Below are 17523 nucleotides of genomic sequence, written 5' to 3' on the forward strand. Positions count from 1 at the left end.
ATATGGCGATGCATCATGATCTTTACGCAGTGTTTGGTAATCCAATAGGACACAGTAAGTCTCCTTTTATTCATTCACTGTTCGCACGACAAACCAATCAGGATATGGAATACACTGCGCAGCTTGCACCTATTGATGGTTTTGAATCGGCAGTCACGGAGTTTTTTGCTCACGGTGGCCGAGGTTGTAACGTGACGGTTCCATTCAAAGAGGCCGCCTTTCAGTTTGCCGATCGCCTGACCCAGCGTGCTCAATTAGCGGGTGCGGTGAATACGCTGAAAAAGCTTGATGATGGCGAAATCATTGGTGATAACACCGATGGTGAAGGTTTAGTCCAAGATCTTTTGGTGCATCAAGTGCCTCTTAAAGGTAGCCATATTCTACTGATAGGTTCAGGTGGTGCAGCAAGAGGCGTGATTAAGCCTTTGCTGGATCAAAATCCAGAAAGCATTACCATTGTGAACCGTACTTTTAGTAAAGCTTTGCAGCTGGCTGATCAGTTTAAAGAGTTTGGTGCCGTGCGCGCTGTTGAGATGGAATCGGTCAATACTGGGTACGACGTAGTGATTAACTCAACTTCAGCTAGTCTGGAAGGTAAGTTACCCCAAATTTCTCCAGCGATTTTTCAAGCTAATACCGTTGCGTATGACATGATGTATGGCAAAGGACATACTATTTTTAACCAATGGGCGGTTGAGCATGGGTGCGCCAGTGCTTACGATGGTCTTGGCATGCTGGTGGGTCAAGCAGCAGAAAGCTTTATGTTGTGGCGTGGCCTTCGTCCAGGAACTCGCCAAATTTTATTTGAATTAAGACGTAACTTAGAAGGTTTGTAATGAATCAGTCCATCTTATTTCCAGACATTCAGTATTGGGATGACATCCGCCAAGGAGTGCGTTTTAGCGCGCAGCAGTCAGGGGCATTAATCGAATGTGGCATTTCAAAACAAGGATTGGAAACATTAAGTGGACAAGTGATTGTCTCAGCGCAACAAGCGATGCAGATTTTTACCGCTTTTCGCTTTGATATCGAAGAGATGGCTGAAGAGCTCATCGAAGATGAACTCTTCAGCGATGAGGGGACTATCGAGATTAACGTGTCACTGGCTTAACTGCGGTTAAGTACTCTTGGCGAGTCGCCACATAGTTTTGTGCTGACTTGAGTAGAAACTGTTTTTCTTGATCGGTTAAGGGGCGAGCCTGCTTTACTGGGCTCCCCATATAAAGATAACCACTCGTCAATGTTTTCCCTGGTGGTACCAAACTACCGGCTCCTACCATTACATCGCTCTCTATTATTACACCATCTAAAACAATCGCGCCCATACCGACTAACACGCGATCATGGATCGTACATCCGTGTAGCATCACCTTGTGCCCCACGGTTACATCGTTACCAATAATTAAAGGATAGCCGTTGGGGTTGGCTGGGCTTTTATGCGTCACATGCAGCACGCTACCATCTTGTATATTTGAACGCTCGCCGATTTGAATATGATTCACATCCCCGCGTGCCGCGACGAGTGGCCAGATACTGGCTTGAGAATCAATTCGCACATCTCCTACGATAACTGCGCTTTCATCTATATAAACATCATCTTTAATCGTTGGCTCAATACCTTTATAGCTACGGATGGGATTCATGTACGCTCCTTAGTTTATCTAGCGGCGATATTTTGCCAGTTTTTGTCTATAAATAGTGCGTTGTGGGTGAAAAGTATTCAAACAAATAAAAAATCAAAAAAAACGTAAAAAAGCGCTTGCCAATGTGAGCCTGATCTCTATAATGCCCCCTCGCTGACACGGCAAAGCTCAAAACGAGCTGAGCAAGAGTTAGCAAGGTTAGTTAGCAAGCTGAAAAGCCTAGAGAAAAAATTTAAAAAAGTGTTTGACACGAAAATTTATCTCGCTAAAATGACCGCCTCTTTCGTTGCGAAGTAACTCGCAAAGTTGAAAGAAAGCTCTTTAACAATTTAAACCTATCAATCTGTGTGGGCACTCGTTGATGATAATCATAGCTTCTTAGGAAGCAAGATGGTTTCAATGAACTGAGTGACCAATTAAGATTTCTTTTGGAAACATTAGGGGTCTTAGCACAGTCAATTTATTCAGTATTCATTGAGCCGAAAAAACTTTTAATTGAAGAGTTTGATCATGGCTCAGATTGAACGCTGGCGGCAGGCCTAACACATGCAAGTCGAGCGGCAGCACAGAGGAACTTGTTCCTTGGGTGGCGAGCGGCGGACGGGTGAGTAATGTCTGGGAAGTTGCCCGATAGAGGGGGATAACCATTGGAAACGATGGCTAATACCGCATAACCTCGCAAGAGCAAAGAAGGGGATCTTCGGACCTTTCGCTATCGGATACGCCCAGATGGGATTAGCTAGTTGGTGAGGTAAGGGCTCACCAAGGCGACGATCCCTAGCTGGTCTGAGAGGATGATCAGCCACACTGGAACTGAGACACGGTCCAGACTCCTACGGGAGGCAGCAGTGGGGAATATTGCACAATGGGCGCAAGCCTGATGCAGCCATGCCGCGTGTATGAAGAAGGCCTTCGGGTTGTAAAGTACTTTCAGCAGTGAGGAAGATGGTGAGATTAATACTCTCATCATTTGACGTTAGCTGCAGAAGAAGCACCGGCTAACTCCGTGCCAGCAGCCGCGGTAATACGGAGGGTGCGAGCGTTAATCGGAATTACTGGGCGTAAAGCGCATGCAGGTGGTCTGTTAAGTCAGATGTGAAAGCCCGGGGCTTAACCTCGGAATCGCATTTGAAACTGGCAGGCTAGAGTGCTGTAGAGGGGGGTAGAATTCCAGGTGTAGCGGTGAAATGCGTAGAGATCTGGAGGAATACCGGTGGCGAAGGCGGCCCCCTGGACAGACACTGACACTCAGATGCGAAAGCGTGGGGAGCAAACAGGATTAGATACCCTGGTAGTCCACGCCGTAAACGATGTCTACTTGGAGGTTGTGGCCTTGAGCCGTGGCTTTCGGAGCTAACGCGTTAAGTAGACCGCCTGGGGAGTACGGTCGCAAGATTAAAACTCAAATGAATTGACGGGGGCCCGCACAAGCGGTGGAGCATGTGGTTTAATTCGATGCAACGCGAAGAACCTTACCTACTCTTGACATCCAGAGAATTTAGCAGAGATGCTTTAGTGCCTTCGGGAACTCTGAGACAGGTGCTGCATGGCTGTCGTCAGCTCGTGTTGTGAAATGTTGGGTTAAGTCCCGCAACGAGCGCAACCCTTATCCTTGTTTGCCAGCACGTAATGGTGGGAACTCCAGGGAGACTGCCGGTGATAAACCGGAGGAAGGTGGGGACGACGTCAAGTCATCATGGCCCTTACGAGTAGGGCTACACACGTGCTACAATGGCATATACAGAGGGCGGCTAACTTGCGAAAGTGTGCGAATCCCAAAAAGTATGTCGTAGTCCGGATTGGAGTCTGCAACTCGACTCCATGAAGTCGGAATCGCTAGTAATCGTGGATCAGAATGCCACGGTGAATACGTTCCCGGGCCTTGTACACACCGCCCGTCACACCATGGGAGTGGGCTGCAAAAGAAGCAGGTAGTTTAACCTTCGGGAGGACGCTTGCCACTTTGTGGTTCATGACTGGGGTGAAGTCGTAACAAGGTAGCGCTAGGGGAACCTGGCGCTGGATCACCTCCTTAATACGAAGATTATTGCGATGAGTGTTCACACAGATTGATACGGTTTAGAAAGCAAAGAGTATCTTAGTGTCCCGTTCGTCTAGAGGCCTAGGACACCGCCCTTTCACGGCGGTAACAGGGGTTCGACTCCCCTACGGGATACCACGTGGGTCGTTAGCTCAGTTGGTAGAGCAGTTGACTTTTAATCAATTGGTCACAGGTTCAAATCCTGTACGACCCACCATTTCCTTCCACAGGAAATCAAATAATGTGGGCGATTAGCTCAGTTGGGAGAGCACCTGCCTTACAAGCAGGGGGTCACTGGTTCGAACCCGGTATCGCCCACCACTCTCTAAATATTTTTGGAAATCAATTCCAAACCAGTTCGGTAAAAAGAGCCTGGTTCGGATTTTTGACCGCCGAAAATCTTTAGAAAGTGCTGAAAATGTACTTTTGCTCTTTAACAATTTGGAAAGCTGACAAAACAATATTTTATTTCAATGAAATAGAAGATTGTTTGTAAAGTTCTCAATTGTCTTCGTTAAGAAGACAAACAAAAACACATTCAAGTGTTCTTGGATTTACTTTTTAAGTAAACCTTTTGCTTCTGCTTTTTCAAAGCGGAGATAAGAGGAAAATTGAGTCCGGCAATATCGAGTCTGCAACATGTATAAAAATGCAGACAAACCTTGGTGACTTGTTCATCAACTCGAAACTTTTTTGGGTTGTATGGTTAAGTGACTAAGCGTACACGGTGGATGCCTTGGCAGTCAGAGGCGATGAAGGACGTACTAACTTGCGATAAGCGTAGATGAGGCAGTAAGAGCCACTTGAGTCTACGATTTCCGAATGGGGAAACCCAACTGCATAAGCAGTTATCTTTAACTGAATACATAGGTTAAAGAAGCGAACCGGGAGAACTGAAACATCTAAGTACCCCGAGGAAAAGAAATCAACCGAGATTCCGAAAGTAGCGGCGAGCGAAATTGGATTAGCCCTTAAGCTTATTATGCGTCAGGCGAAGGCTCTGGAAAGGGCCGCGATACAGGGTGATAGCCCCGTAGCTGATAACGCACAGTAAGTGAAAACGAGTAAGGCGGGACACGTGTTATCCTGTCTGAACATGGGGGGACCATCCTCCAAGGCTAAATACTCCTGACTGACCGATAGTGAACCAGTACCGTGAGGGAAAGGCGAAAAGAACCCCTGTGAGGGGAGTGAAATAGAACCTGAAACCGTGTACGTACAAGCAGTAGGAGCCTCCTTTGTGGGGTGACTGCGTACCTTTTGTATAATGGGTCAGCGACTTATATTCAGTGGCAAGGTTAACCGTTTAGGGGAGCCGTAGGGAAACCGAGTCTTAACTGGGCGCACAGTCTCTGGATATAGACCCGAAACCGAGTGATCTAGCCATGGGCAGGTTGAAGGTTGAGTAACATCAACTGGAGGACCGAACCGACTAATGTTGAAAAATTAGCGGATGACTTGTGGCTAGGGGTGAAAGGCCAATCAAACTCGGAGATAGCTGGTTCTCCCCGAAAGCTATTTAGGTAGCGCCTCGGACGAATACTACTGGGGGTAGAGCACTGTTAAGGCTAGGGGGTCATCCCGACTTACCAACCCTTTGCAAACTCCGAATACCAGTAAGTACTATCCGGGAGACACACGGCGGGTGCTAACGTCCGTCGTGAAGAGGGAAACAACCCAGACCGCCAGCTAAGGTCCCAAATTATAGCTAAGTGGGAAACGATGTGGGAAGGCTTAGACAGCTAGGATGTTGGCTTAGAAGCAGCCATCATTTAAAGAAAGCGTAATAGCTCACTAGTCGAGTCGGCCTGCGCGGAAGATGTAACGGGGCTAAGCTATAAACCGAAGCTGCGGCAATGCAATTTATTGTATTGGGTAGGGGAGCGTTCTGTAAGCCGTTGAAGGTGAGTTGTAAAGCTTGCTGGAGGTATCAGAAGTGCGAATGCTGACATGAGTAACGATAATGGGGGTGAAAAACCTCCACGCCGGAAGACCAAGGGTTCCTGTCCAACGTTAATCGGGGCAGGGTAAGTCGACCCCTAAGGCGAGGCAGAAATGCGTAGTCGATGGGAAACGGGTTAATATTCCCGTACTTCTTACAATTGCGATGGGGGGACGGAGAAGGCTAGGTGGGCTTGGCGACGGTCGTCCAAGTTCAAGTGCGTAGGTTGGGTGTTTAGGCAAATCCGGACACCTAAGACTGAGACACGATGTCGAGCACCTAAGGGTGTGAAGTCATTGATGCCATGCTTCCAGGAAAAGCCTCTAAGCTTCAGATTGTAAGGAATCGTACCCCAAACCGACACAGGTGGTCGGGTAGAGAATACCAAGGCGCTTGAGAGAACTCGGGTGAAGGAACTAGGCAAAATGGTACCGTAACTTCGGGAGAAGGTACGCTCTCGACGGTGAAGTCCCTTGCGGATGGAGCTATTGAGAGTCGCAGATACCAGGTGGCTGCAACTGTTTATTAAAAACACAGCACTGTGCAAAATCGTAAGATGACGTATACGGTGTGACGCCTGCCCGGTGCCGGAAGGTTAATTGATGGGGTTAGCGCAAGCGAAGCTCTTGATCGAAGCCCCGGTAAACGGCGGCCGTAACTATAACGGTCCTAAGGTAGCGAAATTCCTTGTCGGGTAAGTTCCGACCTGCACGAATGGCGTAATGATGGCCACGCTGTCTCCACCCGAGACTCAGTGAAATTGAAATCGCTGTGAAGATGCAGTGTACCCGCGGCTAGACGGAAAGACCCCGTGAACCTTTACTACAGCTTGGCACTGAACATTGAGCCTACATGTGTAGGATAGGTGGGAGGCTATGAAGCGAAGACGCCAGTTTTCGTGGAGTCGACCTTGAAATACCACCCTTGTATGTTTGATGTTCTAACTTAGTCCCATTATCTGGGACAAGGACAGTGCCTGGTGGGTAGTTTGACTGGGGCGGTCTCCTCCCAAAGAGTAACGGAGGAGCACGAAGGTGGGCTAATCACGGTTGGACATCGTGAGGTTAGTGCAATGGCATAAGCCCGCTTAACTGCGAGAATGACGGTTCGAGCAGGTGCGAAAGCAGGTCATAGTGATCCGGTGGTTCTGAATGGAAGGGCCATCGCTCAACGGATAAAAGGTACTCCGGGGATAACAGGCTGATACCGCCCAAGAGTTCATATCGACGGCGGTGTTTGGCACCTCGATGTCGGCTCATCACATCCTGGGGCTGAAGTCGGTCCCAAGGGTATGGCTGTTCGCCATTTAAAGTGGTACGCGAGCTGGGTTTAGAACGTCGTGAGACAGTTCGGTCCCTATCTGCCGTGGGCGTTGGAGAATTGAAAGGGGCTGCTCCTAGTACGAGAGGACCGGAGTGGACGAACCTCTGGTGTTCGGGTTGTGTCGCCAGACGCATTGCCCGGTAGCTAAGTTCGGAATCGATAACCGCTGAAAGCATCTAAGCGGGAAGCGAGCCTTGAGATGAGTTCTCCCTGGCGCTATAAGCGTCCTAAAGGGTTGTTCGAGACTAGAACGTTGATAGGCAGGGTGTGTAAGCGTTGTGAGGCGTTGAGCTAACCTGTACTAATTGCCCGTGAGACTTAACCATACAACACCAAAAGGGTTTTGTAGGACTCGATTAAGACACTTGAATTGTGTTGAGACTTGAAACAGCTTTCTAAATTAAAGAATTTGCTTGGCGACCATAGCGATTTGGACCCACCTGATTCCATGCCGAACTCAGAAGTGAAACAAATTAGCGCCGATGGTAGTGTGGGGTTTCCCCATGTGAGAGTAGGACATCGCCAGGCTTTAATACTGCTTTTAGGTCTTAAGATCTAAAAGCGAAACTGAAGAACTAGCATTATTTAAGTAAGACTATTCTTTAGTGACAATTTGTGGAGAGATGGCTGAGTGGTTGAAAGCACCGGTCTTGAAAACCGGCATACGTTAATAGCGTATCTAGGGTTCAAATCCCTATCTCTCCGCCACATTGGAAAAGCCCGCTGAGAAATCAGCGGGCTTTTTTCATATCTACAGCAAACGCATGGGCATGAAAAAAGCCAATCGTATTGGATTGGCTGACGGTATTCTTGAGTTTGCAGAACAGAGCCTAGCTAACGATACTGCGTTTTGCAGTAACTTCCTTCCATAACGCTCTTACCAACGGGTCATCCAACTGAGAGCGCTTACAACAGACACCCAGTTTGAATGGTTTAATCGGCGCGACAGAGAGGCGCTGGATTTTGTCACGCACTGGGCTATTGTTGATTACTACATCGGGAGCGATCCCTACGCCACATCCCAACGATACCATGCTGACTAAAGCTTCATTACCGGCAATTTGAGCATAGATGTTTGGCTTCACTTTCATTTTTTTGAACCAATTATCCGCACGTTCTCGTGATGTCCCGGTTTGCGGAAGAATAAAAGGAATCTTGCTCCAGTCTGGGTGCTCTTTTTGTAACTCTTCAACAAAACTGCTGATCCCTGCAGGACCTATAAACGACAGCGGTATTTCGCTAATAGTGGCGAACTCTACTTTGGAAGGTAGTTGATCAGGCATTGCCGATATCGCAATATCAGCCTCATCAGTCAGCACCTTCTCAATGGCTAGTGCTGGGTCACCTGTGAGCAGTTTAAACTCGATAAAGGGGTGTTTGAGGCGAAATGAGCTAAGCAGTTCGGGTAGATGACTGTAACTTGCTGTCACCGAACAAAAGAGGCGAATTTCACCTTTCAAATCGGCGTCTTCATTATTAATGGATACTTGAAACTCTTTCCAGTCGTTGACGATTCGCATCGCAACAGGAAGTAACTGAGAACCTATTGGCGTTAGTTCAACACTGCGGTTATCACGAACAAAAAGCGGATGCCCTACATCTTGCTCTAACTTCTGTACTTGACGACTGAGTGCCGATGGGCTGACGTGCATCGCTGCGGCCGTTTTACTAAAGTTGCGGCTCTCACATAGATTGAGGAAGAGCTTAAGTGTCTTGATGTTCATCCTATTCCTTATCATGTTGCATTTATTGCAACAACTAATTGTGAATATATCACTTTAAGCAATCCTCTGTCTGAATTAGTATGAATTTATTCGGTGCCACATTAAGAGCACCCAGAAAGACGGAAAGTATCAAAGGAGCATCCAATTATGGCGAACTATTTCAATACCTTGAATTTACGCGAGAAGTTAGACCAACTAGGTCGTTGTCGTTTTATGGCACGTGAAGAATTTGCAAACGAAGCTGACTATCTCAAAGGTAAAAAAGTCGTCATCGTCGGTTGTGGTGCTCAAGGTCTTAACCAAGGCTTGAACATGCGTGATTCTGGCCTAGACGTTTCTTACGCGTTGCGTGCAGCTGCGATTGCTGAAAAACGTCAATCTTTCAAAAATGCGAAAGACAATGGCTTTGTGGTTGGCACTTATGAAGAGCTAATCCCACAAGCTGACTTGGTGATGAACCTGACACCAGACAAACAGCACAGCAATGTAGTTGAAACTATCATGCCGCTGATGAAAAAAGGCGCTGCACTTGGCTACTCTCATGGCTTCAACATGGTTGAAGAAGGCATGCAGATTCGTGAAGACATCACCGTTGTGATGGTTGCACCTAAATGTCCTGGTACAGAAGTTCGTGAAGAATACAAACGTGGCTTTGGTGTTCCAACTCTTGTTGCTGTTCACCCAGCGAACGATCCAAATGGCGACGGTCTAGAAATCGCTAAAGCTTGGGCTGCTGCAACTGGTGGTCACCGTGCTGGCTGTCTACAATCTTCTTTCGTTGCTGAAGTAAAATCTGACTTAATGGGCGAACAAACCATTCTATGTGGCATGCTACAAGCTGGTTCTATCGTTTGTTATGAAAAAATGATCGCTGATGGTATCGATGCCGCTTACGCTGGTAAACTACTGCAGTTCGGTTGGGAAACTATCACTGAAGCGCTGAAATTCGGTGGCATCAGCCACATGATGGATCGCCTATCTAACCCAGCGAAAATCAAAGCATTTGAGCTTTCTGAAGAGCTAAAAGGTCTTTTGAAACCTCTTTACTACAAACACATGGATGACATCATCTCTGGTCACTTCTCATCAACTATGATGGCTGACTGGGCGAATGACGATGCAAACCTACTTGGCTGGCGTGCAGAAACTGCAGAAACTGGTTTTGAAAACTACCCAGAATCTAATGTAAAAATTGCAGAACAAGAATACTTCGATAACGGTATTTTGATGGTGGCTATGGTTCGTGCTGGGATTGAACTAGCATTTGAAGCGATGACTGCTTCAGGCATCATTGCAGAATCAGCTTACTACGAATCACTACATGAACTACCACTGATTGCGAATACTATCGCTCGTAAACGTCTATACGAAATGAACGTGGTAATTTCAGATACTGCTGAATACGGTAACTACCTATTCTCTAACGTTGCAACTCCACTGCTACGTGAGAAATTCATGCCTAACGTATCAACTGATGTGATTGGTAAAGGCCTAGCTTCTGCTTCTAACCACGTTGACAACACTCGTCTAATCGAAGTGAACCATGCACTACGTCAACACCCAGTTGAACAAGTGGGTGAAAAACTGCGCGGTTACATGAAAGACATGAAACGCATCGCTGTAGGCGACTAATTTAAAGTAGCCTTATCCGCCAATGAGATAAGGCACTATCAAAATAAAAAGTAAACACAACATAGTAAGACAAAAGGCTTGGTCAATGACCAAGCCTTTTTATTTGTAGCGTTTAACGCAGATGATAAAGCGATTTTAGCGCCGCAATTATTCGTCTTTGGTGGCTAGCTTGGCTTCAATCTCAGCCAGCTTCTTTTCCATCTCGGTCAATTTTTGACGAGTACGAAGCAGCACTTGAGTTTGCACATCAAACTCTTCACGGCTGACTACATCGAGTTTGTTCAATTGGCCTTGAATCACTTGACGGACTTTTTGTTCAACGTCTGCGCCTAACTCTTTGACTGGTTGCGGCATAGATTCATGAATTTGTTTCGCAATTTGCTCTAGTTTCTTTGGATCAAACATTCGAGGTACTCCTATCCTTTATTGTTGCATTCTATGCAATTCAGAGGGGAAAGTCGTCAGTCACGATAAAAAAAAGGCCACTTAGTGGCCTTTGGAATATCACCGAGTCATTCATAAAACATCTATTTTTTATGATGGTGGGAGGCTAAAGCTTCATCAATACGCGCTAGCTTTTCGAGATCTTTATCTTCCACAAACACGGGCAGTGGTTTGTGTTTCTCAGCCAAGTAGCTATAGATGACCGGCAGAACAAACAAGGTGAAAATGGTACCAATCCCAAGACCTGCCACAATAACGATACCGATACTAAAGCGCTGTTCTGCTCCAGCACCGGTGGCGTACATCAGCGGTATCAGACCGGCAATCATGGAACCTGTTGTCATGAGGATTGGACGCAAACGTACTTTGGCGGCATGCATAACCGCATCAATACGTGAGCGTTTGTTATGTAACTGTTCTTCTTTAGCAACTTCACAGATCAAAATACCGTGCTTGGTAATCAAGCCAATTAAGGTAATCAGGCCAACCTGTGAGTAGATATTCATGGTGGCAGCTCCCCAAGCAAGCGCAATCAAGGCACCGCAAATCGCAAGTGGCACCGAAACCATGATGACCAATGGGTCGCGTAACGATTCAAATTGGATCGCTAGAACCAAGAAAATCACCGCTAAAGCGAGAGCGAATGTCGCGTATAACGCACTTCCTTCCGTTACGTATTGGCGAGCTTCACCCATGTAATCGTGACTATAGCCTTTCGGTAAATCGGTTTTAGCCACATCTTCAAACCAGCTCACTGCATCACCCATGGCAATCCCTGGTGTTGGAACGGCACCAATGGTGGCAGAATTAAGCTGATTAAAGTGTGGCAGTGAACGCGGTGCAGCCACGACATCAATCGATACTAAACTACCTAGTGAAATAAGCTCACCGTCATTGGCTCGCACGTAGTATTGCTTCATCGACTCTGGGTTAAGGCGCCATTTACGTTCTACTTGTGGAATCACTTCGTAAGAACGACCGTTCAAATCGATACGGTTAACATAGCCATCTGCCATCATAGTCGATAGCGTGGTCGCAATGTCTTGCATGGTGACACCATAGGCACCTGCTTTGTCTTTATCGATCTGAATTTTCATCGTGGCAGAGTCAAAGTTCAGATCCAGATTCGAATACACAAACTTAGGATCGCGCGATACCTTAGCCAAGATGTCGCTCGCAATCGTAAATAAGCTCTCAAATGAGTTTGGTGTGGTAATGACAAACTGAATCGGCAGCCCTGAGCCTGCACCTGGCAGTTCGGGCATTTGGAAGGCAGTTACCGCCATACCGGGAATATCTTTGATTAAGTTTGAAACACGTTGAGTGATATCACTTTGCCCGGTTTCACGCTCACTCCAAGGAACTAAAGAGGCAATACCTAGTGCTTGGTTAGTATTGGGTACGCCGGTAAACACCTGTGCAAATTGCACTTCAGGTTGTTCAGAAAGGACCTTATTGACATCGTGCATCGTATTAGACATGTAATCTAGGTTAGCGTTGGAGGATGCGGTGCCAAGCAACATCACAACGCCTTTGTCTTCTGCTGGTGCCAATTCACTAGGAATAAAACGAAACAGTAACGGCAAACTGAGAAATGCGATGGCAGCAAATCCAAGTACAACTGGACGATGTTGCATCACGGCATGCAGCATGCGATCGTAACGTTGCGTCAATTTATCTAAGGTGCGATGCACTGCTTGTTCAAAACGCGACGGCTCTGCTTTGCTGCGTAGCATTTTTGCACACATCATTGGCGATAGAGTGAGTGCGACTATCCCAGACACAAATACTGAGCCTGCCAGCGTTAATGCAAATTCCTTAAATAGCGATCCGGTTACACCACCCATTAGCGCAATCGGTGCGTACACTGCAGCCAGTGAGAGAGTCATGGCAATAACCGGAATCGCAATTTCGCGAGTACCGATGATCGCGGCTCTAAATGGCGATTGTCCTTCTTTGATATGACGGTCAACGTTTTCAAGAACCACGATGGCGTCATCGACCACTAGACCGATGGCTAGCACCATAGCTAGTAGTGTCATCAGGTTCCAAGAAAATCCTAACGCTTGCATCACCATGGCTACGCCAATCAATGACAGCGGAATGGTGACGATAGGAATCAACACGGCACGTAACGACCCTAGGAACAGGGTAATAACGATCAATACAATGACAGCGGCTTCAACGATGGTTTTAATCACCTCATGAATCGATTCATTAATAGCAATCGTTGAGTCGTACAATACGTTCATTTCGATATTGCTTGGCATGTTGCGTTTTAACTCCGGTAGAGTCTTTAGCACATCTTTAGCAATATTGATCGGGTTCGCGCTTGGCGTCGCATTGATGGCCGCTACAACAGCTTCATTGCCATTCGCACTTGCTCGATAGGTATCGTGGCTTTTAGCCAGAGAGACCTTGGCAATGTCTTGGAGACGAATCACACGACCGTTGTCGTTTCTCACCACCAGTCTTTCTAGCTCTGTCGTATCCGATACCTGCGTATTGGCATCACCGTTATACAACACGTATTCGCCAGTCGCTTGACCCGCAGCAGATTGATAGTTGTTGGCGCTAAGCACGCTCATGACATCGGTTGCTGTCAGTTTCAATGCCGCCATTTTGGCCGGATCTAACCAGACGCGCAGGGCGTATTTCATCCCGCCGTACAGGTCTATGCCACCGACACCATTAATCGAATAGAGCTGAGGGTTGACTACACGCTCTAGGTAATCGGTGATTTGACTAGAGTTCAGCTCAGGGCTGGTAAAGCCGATATACATAACCGCAGTTGTTGAACCGGTCGACATCGTAACACTCGGGTCTTCCGCTTCACGAGGTAGCTGAGAACGCACCGAGTTGGTTTTGGCCAATACGTCGGCCAAAGCTGCATTTGGGTTGGTATTGAGCTTCATCGTGACGGTGATCGTCGATAAGCCCAATACAGACTGAGATGTCACATAATCAATATTGTCTGCTTGAGCAATCGCCTGCTCTAACGGTTGGGTGATAAAACCTTGAATTAGGTCCGCACTTGCCCCGTAGTAGCTGGTTGTCACCGTAATGACCGTATTGGTCATATCTGGGTATTCTCGCACCTGCATTTTGAACACCGCTTGCAATCCCAATAACGCGATCAGAAAACTGATCGAAATTGAGAGCACGGGGCGTTTTATAAAAATATCAGTGAAACGCATACAAGCTCCTAAAGCATAGGGGTTTGGCTAGGTGTTGCTGTGGCGTTGCTCTCAACCACGTGTACTTTCACACCGTTACTAAGACGTACTTGGCCGGATGTCACGATCTGCTCGCCAGATTTCACTCCTGAGAGAATATGAGCCACGTCATGAACACGTTCACCCACTTTAACCACACGCTGCTCAACTCGTTTTACGCCTTCTTTTTCGGTGATGACGTAGATGCTATCGCCATATAGGGTGTACGTGATGGCGGTTTGCGGCAGAGAAATTTGGTCTTTTAACGCGGGGAGCAGGATGCTTGCCCGTGCAAACATGCCACTACGCAGTAAACCGTCACTGTTTGGAATGTTAGCTTGTACTTCAATCAACCCGCTTTGCTCGCTGACTGCAGGTTCAATCGCGGTAATGGCACCACGAAATGTTTTATCTGCATAGGCATCAACGGTAATGTCGATAGCTTGATCAAGATGAATTCGGGAAATATCGGTTTGTGGAACGGTGAAACGTAAACGCATCATACTGATATCTTCAAGGCGCACGATGCTTGTTCCTGGTTGGACATATTGTCCCAAAAACACATTGCGAATACCGACGATACCAGCAAATGGAGCTTGAATTTCACGACGGTCAATAGTGGCTTTTAGGCTTTCAATATCCGCATTTAGAGACAAATATTCCGCTTTAGCATCATCAAACGCTTCTTGAGATACGGCGCCACGGTCGTACAACCCTTTGTAACGTTCATACTTCGCTTTTGCTGCTGGTAAGCGCGCTTGAGAGCTAGCTAAGGTTGCTTGTTCTACCGATGAATCGAGAACGAGGAGAGGCTGGTTTGGGGTCACATTAGTGCCGGATTCAAATAAGATCTCTTTAATCACGCCACTGCTTTGTGATGTCAGCGTTACCCCTTGATTAGGTTCAATAAAACCAATGGCTTGAATCACGGGAGACCAGGCTTCCGCTTTCGCCGTTGTCATCGTAATAGGAAAGTCTGGTTCAGGTTGATTGGCCAGATAATTGCTGATCATGTGCTGTTTAAAGAGATTAAAACCTATCACGCTACCGAACAGCAGTACGGCGATAAGTAACATAATCAGGGTCCACTTTTTCATTGGAAAACTCCGATAATTGAAATAGATAAGTCTATTTACGTCCTGAACTGATCGATGACATACCGATTCGTTAGGTGAATAGGGCTCGTCATTATAGTTCAAATAACCACCTACTTTACAATACATGTGTACAGTAAAAAGTAAAAAATTATGTCAGTTCTGCATGGCAACTCCTAGCCAGTGCCATTATCATTAGCGGCCTAAGAAGAGGAATAAGTACGATATGAAGCTGAACCCAAGACAAGATGAAGCCGTGAAATACGTATCCGGCCCCTGCCTCGTGTTGGCAGGAGCGGGCTCAGGTAAGACTCGTGTTATTACCAACAAAATTGCCTATTTGGTTCAGAAATGCCGTTATAAAGCGCGAAATATTGCTGCGGTTACTTTTACCAATAAAGCGGCGCGAGAAATGAAAGAACGTGTTGCCCAGACATTAGGCAAAGCGGAATCAAGAGGCTTGATGGTCTCGACTTTTCATACCTTAGGTTTAAATATCATTCGCCGTGAATACAAACATCTAGGCTTAAAAGCTGGTTTTTCTCTCTTTGATGATCAAGACCAGATGGCTCTTCTCAAAGAGCTCACTGAAAAGCAACTCGATGGTGATAAAGACCTGTTAAAGCAGTTATTGAGTACGATCTCTAACTGGAAAAACGACATGGTGACACCAGAACAAGCGCTTGCTCAGGCGATGGGAGAGCAACAGCAGTTGTTTGCCATGTGTTTTGCCATGTACCAAAAACAGATGCAGGCTTACAACGCACTCGATTTTGATGATTTGATTTTAATGCCAGTGCAACTGCTGCGTACTAATGAAGCGGTGCGTCAACGTTGGCAAGCTAGAATTCGTTACCTTCTCGTCGATGAATACCAAGATACCAACACCAGCCAGTATGAACTGGTAAAGCTTATAGTTGGTGAACGCGGTCGACTAACCGTGGTGGGTGATGATGACCAATCGATCTATTCATGGCGCGGAGCTAAGCCACAAAACTTGGTGCTATTGGGGCAAGATTACCCTGACTTACGTTTGATCAAGCTGGAGCAGAACTACCGTTCTACCAGCCGTATTTTGCGTGCGGCTAACATCCTTATTGCGAACAACCCACACGTGTATGAGAAAGCCCTCTTCTCTGAGATTCCTGACGGTGAAAAGCTCAAAGTGATTACCGCAAAAAATGAAGATCATGAAGCAGAGCGGATCACCGCGGAAATTATCGCGCACAAGTTTCTTAATCGTACCGAGTATCGGCAATATGCGGTGTTGTATCGTGGTAACCATCAGTCTCGCTTGTTGGAAAAGAGCCTGATGCAAAACCGGGTGCCTTATAAGATCTCCGGTGGTACGTCGTTTTTTGCTCGCGCTGAAATTAAAGACATCATGGCCTACTTACGCGTGCTGGTTAATCCTGACGATGACAATGCCTTTTTGCGTATTGTGAATACGCCACGTCGAGAAATCGGCCCTACGACGCTAGAGAAGTTGGGTAGTTATGCCAATATGCGTGGCAAGAGCCTTTTTGCAGCGAGTTTTGAGTTGGGGTTAGAACAGCATCTGACTGGTCGAAGTCTCGAAAACTTAAGACGTTTTACGCAATGGCTGGTTTCGCTTGCGGATAATGCCGAGCGTGGTGATACCGTTGAAGCCGTGCGAGCGTTGGTACGAGATATTCACTATGAAGACTGGCTGCATGAAACTTCGTCTAGCCCTAAAGCGGCTGAAATGCGCATGAAGAACGTTTCTGATCTATACACTTGGATTACTGCCGACTTGCAAGGGGATAACCCTGATCAGGAAGAAAAGTCACTCAAGGAAGTTGTACAGCGCCTTACTCTGCGTGACATGATGGAGCGTGGTGAAGAGAACGATGACAGTGATGCCGTACAGTTAATGACTTTGCATGCGTCTAAAGGTCTTGAGTTTCCTTATGTGTATCTCATGGGAACTGAAGAGGGGATTTTGCCGCATCAAACCAGTATTGATGAAGATAATGTCGATGAAGAGCGTCGCCTGATGTATGTAGGGATTACACGCGCACAGCGTGAATTAACCTTTACTATGTGTAAGGAGCGTCGTCAGTTTGGTGAACTGCTCAAACCAACCCAAAGTCGTTTTCTTGATGAGTTACCCTACGACGATGTGGAATGGGAAGTGAAGAAAAAACCACTTTCCCAAGAAGAGCGAATGGCTAAAGGACAGGCCCATATCGCTAATTTACGCGCCATGTTTAAAAAATAGATACTTTTCTGGATTCTACAGTTGGAGATTTTGTGAATTTCTCTGTGGAGTCCAGTCACAAATTTGGTGTCTTGATCAATGAGTTGGGGCGAATGATAGGTGCATAAATGCATGAATGTGGTATTATTGCGCTCCATTTGACGAAAAAGACGTCAATCGGTAAAAAAAGTTGAAAAAGTACTAGACGACGTAGAGTGATATCCGTATTATTCCACTCCGCCGA

General features: G+C 46.7%; 9 protein-coding genes, 4 tRNA genes and 3 rRNA genes. 11 read left to right on the plus strand and 5 right to left on the minus strand.

Translation table 11 applies throughout. The annotated features are described in order from the left end of the window. Window positions 1-2 precede the first annotated feature (2 nt). Both aroE and OCV11_RS00295 read left to right on the plus strand, forming a co-directional pair. The gene (gene aroE, locus OCV11_RS00290) at window positions 3-836 is read left to right on the plus strand and encodes a shikimate dehydrogenase (protein WP_261894233.1); all 834 of its coding nucleotides are present in this window, start codon (window positions 3-5) and stop codon (window positions 834-836) included. After that, entirely contained in the window at window positions 836-1111 is a 276-nt protein-coding gene (locus OCV11_RS00295; protein WP_261894234.1) for a DUF1488 family protein, read from the plus strand. Before aroE ends, OCV11_RS00295 begins: the two co-directional genes overlap by 1 nt. Here the strand turns inward: OCV11_RS00295 and OCV11_RS00300 are convergent. After that, window positions 1092-1643, minus strand: a complete 552-nt coding sequence (locus OCV11_RS00300) for a gamma carbonic anhydrase family protein (protein WP_261894235.1) — start codon at window positions 1641-1643, stop codon at window positions 1092-1094. The genes OCV11_RS00295 and OCV11_RS00300 overlap by 20 nt on opposite strands. Window positions 1644-2135: 492 nt before the next feature. On the opposite strand from OCV11_RS00300, the gene OCV11_RS00305 reads away from it, so the two are divergent. From OCV11_RS00305 to OCV11_RS00335, 7 genes are all read left to right on the plus strand, one after another. Continuing rightward, window positions 2136-3678: ribosomal RNA gene (locus OCV11_RS00305) — 16S ribosomal RNA — on the plus strand. 68 nt (window positions 3679-3746) lie between these two features. Next, a tRNA-Glu gene (locus OCV11_RS00310) sits at window positions 3747-3822 on the plus strand. 3 nt (window positions 3823-3825) lie between these two features. After that, window positions 3826-3901, plus strand: a tRNA-Lys gene (locus tag OCV11_RS00315). A gap of 28 nt (window positions 3902-3929) precedes the next feature. After that, window positions 3930-4005 (plus strand) — tRNA-Val (locus OCV11_RS00320). A gap of 383 nt (window positions 4006-4388) precedes the next feature. Then, window positions 4389-7275, plus strand: a 23S ribosomal RNA gene (locus OCV11_RS00325). Window positions 7276-7361: 86 nt separating this feature from the next. Continuing rightward, window positions 7362-7477 (plus strand): 5S ribosomal RNA (gene rrf, locus OCV11_RS00330). The 16S, 23S and 5S rRNA genes sit together here with 4 tRNA genes alongside, the layout of an rRNA operon. Before the next feature lie 89 nt (window positions 7478-7566). Continuing rightward, window positions 7567-7657 (plus strand) — tRNA-Ser (locus OCV11_RS00335). A gap of 122 nt (window positions 7658-7779) precedes the next feature. Here OCV11_RS00335 and ilvY read toward each other — a convergent pair. Beyond that, on the minus strand, window positions 7780-8673 hold the full coding sequence (gene ilvY / locus OCV11_RS00340) for an HTH-type transcriptional activator IlvY (RefSeq protein WP_261894236.1): 894 nt from the start codon (window positions 8671-8673) through the stop codon (window positions 7780-7782). Window positions 8674-8820: 147 nt separating this feature from the next. Between ilvY and ilvC the strand changes: the two genes are divergently transcribed. After that, on the plus strand, window positions 8821-10305 hold the full coding sequence (gene ilvC / locus OCV11_RS00345) for a ketol-acid reductoisomerase (protein ID WP_261894238.1): 1485 nt from the start codon (window positions 8821-8823) through the stop codon (window positions 10303-10305). A gap of 147 nt (window positions 10306-10452) precedes the next feature. Here the strand turns inward: ilvC and ubiK are convergent, their stop codons facing one another. The 3 genes from ubiK to OCV11_RS00360 all read right to left on the minus strand — a co-directional run bounded on the left by ubiK (window position 10453) and on the right by OCV11_RS00360 (window position 15061). Further along, window positions 10453-10710 carry a ubiquinone biosynthesis accessory factor UbiK gene (gene ubiK, locus OCV11_RS00350; protein ID WP_261894240.1) on the minus strand — a complete coding sequence of 86 codons (258 nt, stop codon included), beginning with the start codon at window positions 10708-10710 and terminating at the stop codon, window positions 10453-10455. A gap of 122 nt (window positions 10711-10832) precedes the next feature. Then, entirely contained in the window at window positions 10833-13946 is a 3114-nt protein-coding gene (locus OCV11_RS00355; protein ID WP_261894241.1) for a multidrug efflux RND transporter permease subunit, read from the minus strand. Between the two features lie 8 nt (window positions 13947-13954). Then, complete coding sequence (locus OCV11_RS00360; protein ID WP_261894243.1) at window positions 13955-15061, minus strand: efflux RND transporter periplasmic adaptor subunit; 1107 nt, start codon at window positions 15059-15061, stop codon at window positions 13955-13957. A gap of 223 nt (window positions 15062-15284) precedes the next feature. On the opposite strand from OCV11_RS00360, the gene rep reads away from it, so the two are divergent. Continuing rightward, complete coding sequence (gene rep / locus OCV11_RS00365; RefSeq protein WP_261894245.1) at window positions 15285-17300, plus strand: DNA helicase Rep; 2016 nt, start codon at window positions 15285-15287, stop codon at window positions 17298-17300. Window positions 17301-17523 lie beyond the last annotated feature (223 nt).

Origin of the sequence: Vibrio porteresiae DSM 19223, from assembly GCF_024347055.1 — a bacterium.
In the GTDB taxonomy this organism is placed as follows: Bacteria; Pseudomonadota; Gammaproteobacteria; order Enterobacterales; family Vibrionaceae; genus Vibrio; species Vibrio porteresiae.

Excerpts from the sequence above, each read along its gene's own strand:
- aroE (WP_261894233.1), top strand. The coding sequence starts at position 3 with ATGGCGATGCATCATGATCTTTACGCAGTGTTTGGTAATCCAATAGGA.
- OCV11_RS00295 (WP_261894234.1), top strand. The coding sequence starts at position 836 with ATGAATCAGTCCATCTTATTTCCAGACATTCAGTATTGGGATGACATC.
- OCV11_RS00300 (WP_261894235.1), bottom strand. The coding sequence starts at position 1,643 with ATGAATCCCATCCGTAGCTATAAAGGTATTGAGCCAACGATTAAAGAT.
- ilvY (WP_261894236.1), bottom strand. The coding sequence starts at position 8,673 with ATGAACATCAAGACACTTAAGCTCTTCCTCAATCTATGTGAGAGCCGC.
- ilvC (WP_261894238.1), top strand. The coding sequence starts at position 8,821 with ATGGCGAACTATTTCAATACCTTGAATTTACGCGAGAAGTTAGACCAA.
- ubiK (WP_261894240.1), bottom strand. The coding sequence starts at position 10,710 with ATGTTTGATCCAAAGAAACTAGAGCAAATTGCGAAACAAATTCATGAA.
- OCV11_RS00355 (WP_261894241.1), bottom strand. The coding sequence starts at position 13,946 with ATGCGTTTCACTGATATTTTTATAAAACGCCCCGTGCTCTCAATTTCG.
- OCV11_RS00360 (WP_261894243.1), bottom strand. The coding sequence starts at position 15,061 with ATGAAAAAGTGGACCCTGATTATGTTACTTATCGCCGTACTGCTGTTC.
- rep (WP_261894245.1), top strand. The coding sequence starts at position 15,285 with ATGAAGCTGAACCCAAGACAAGATGAAGCCGTGAAATACGTATCCGGC.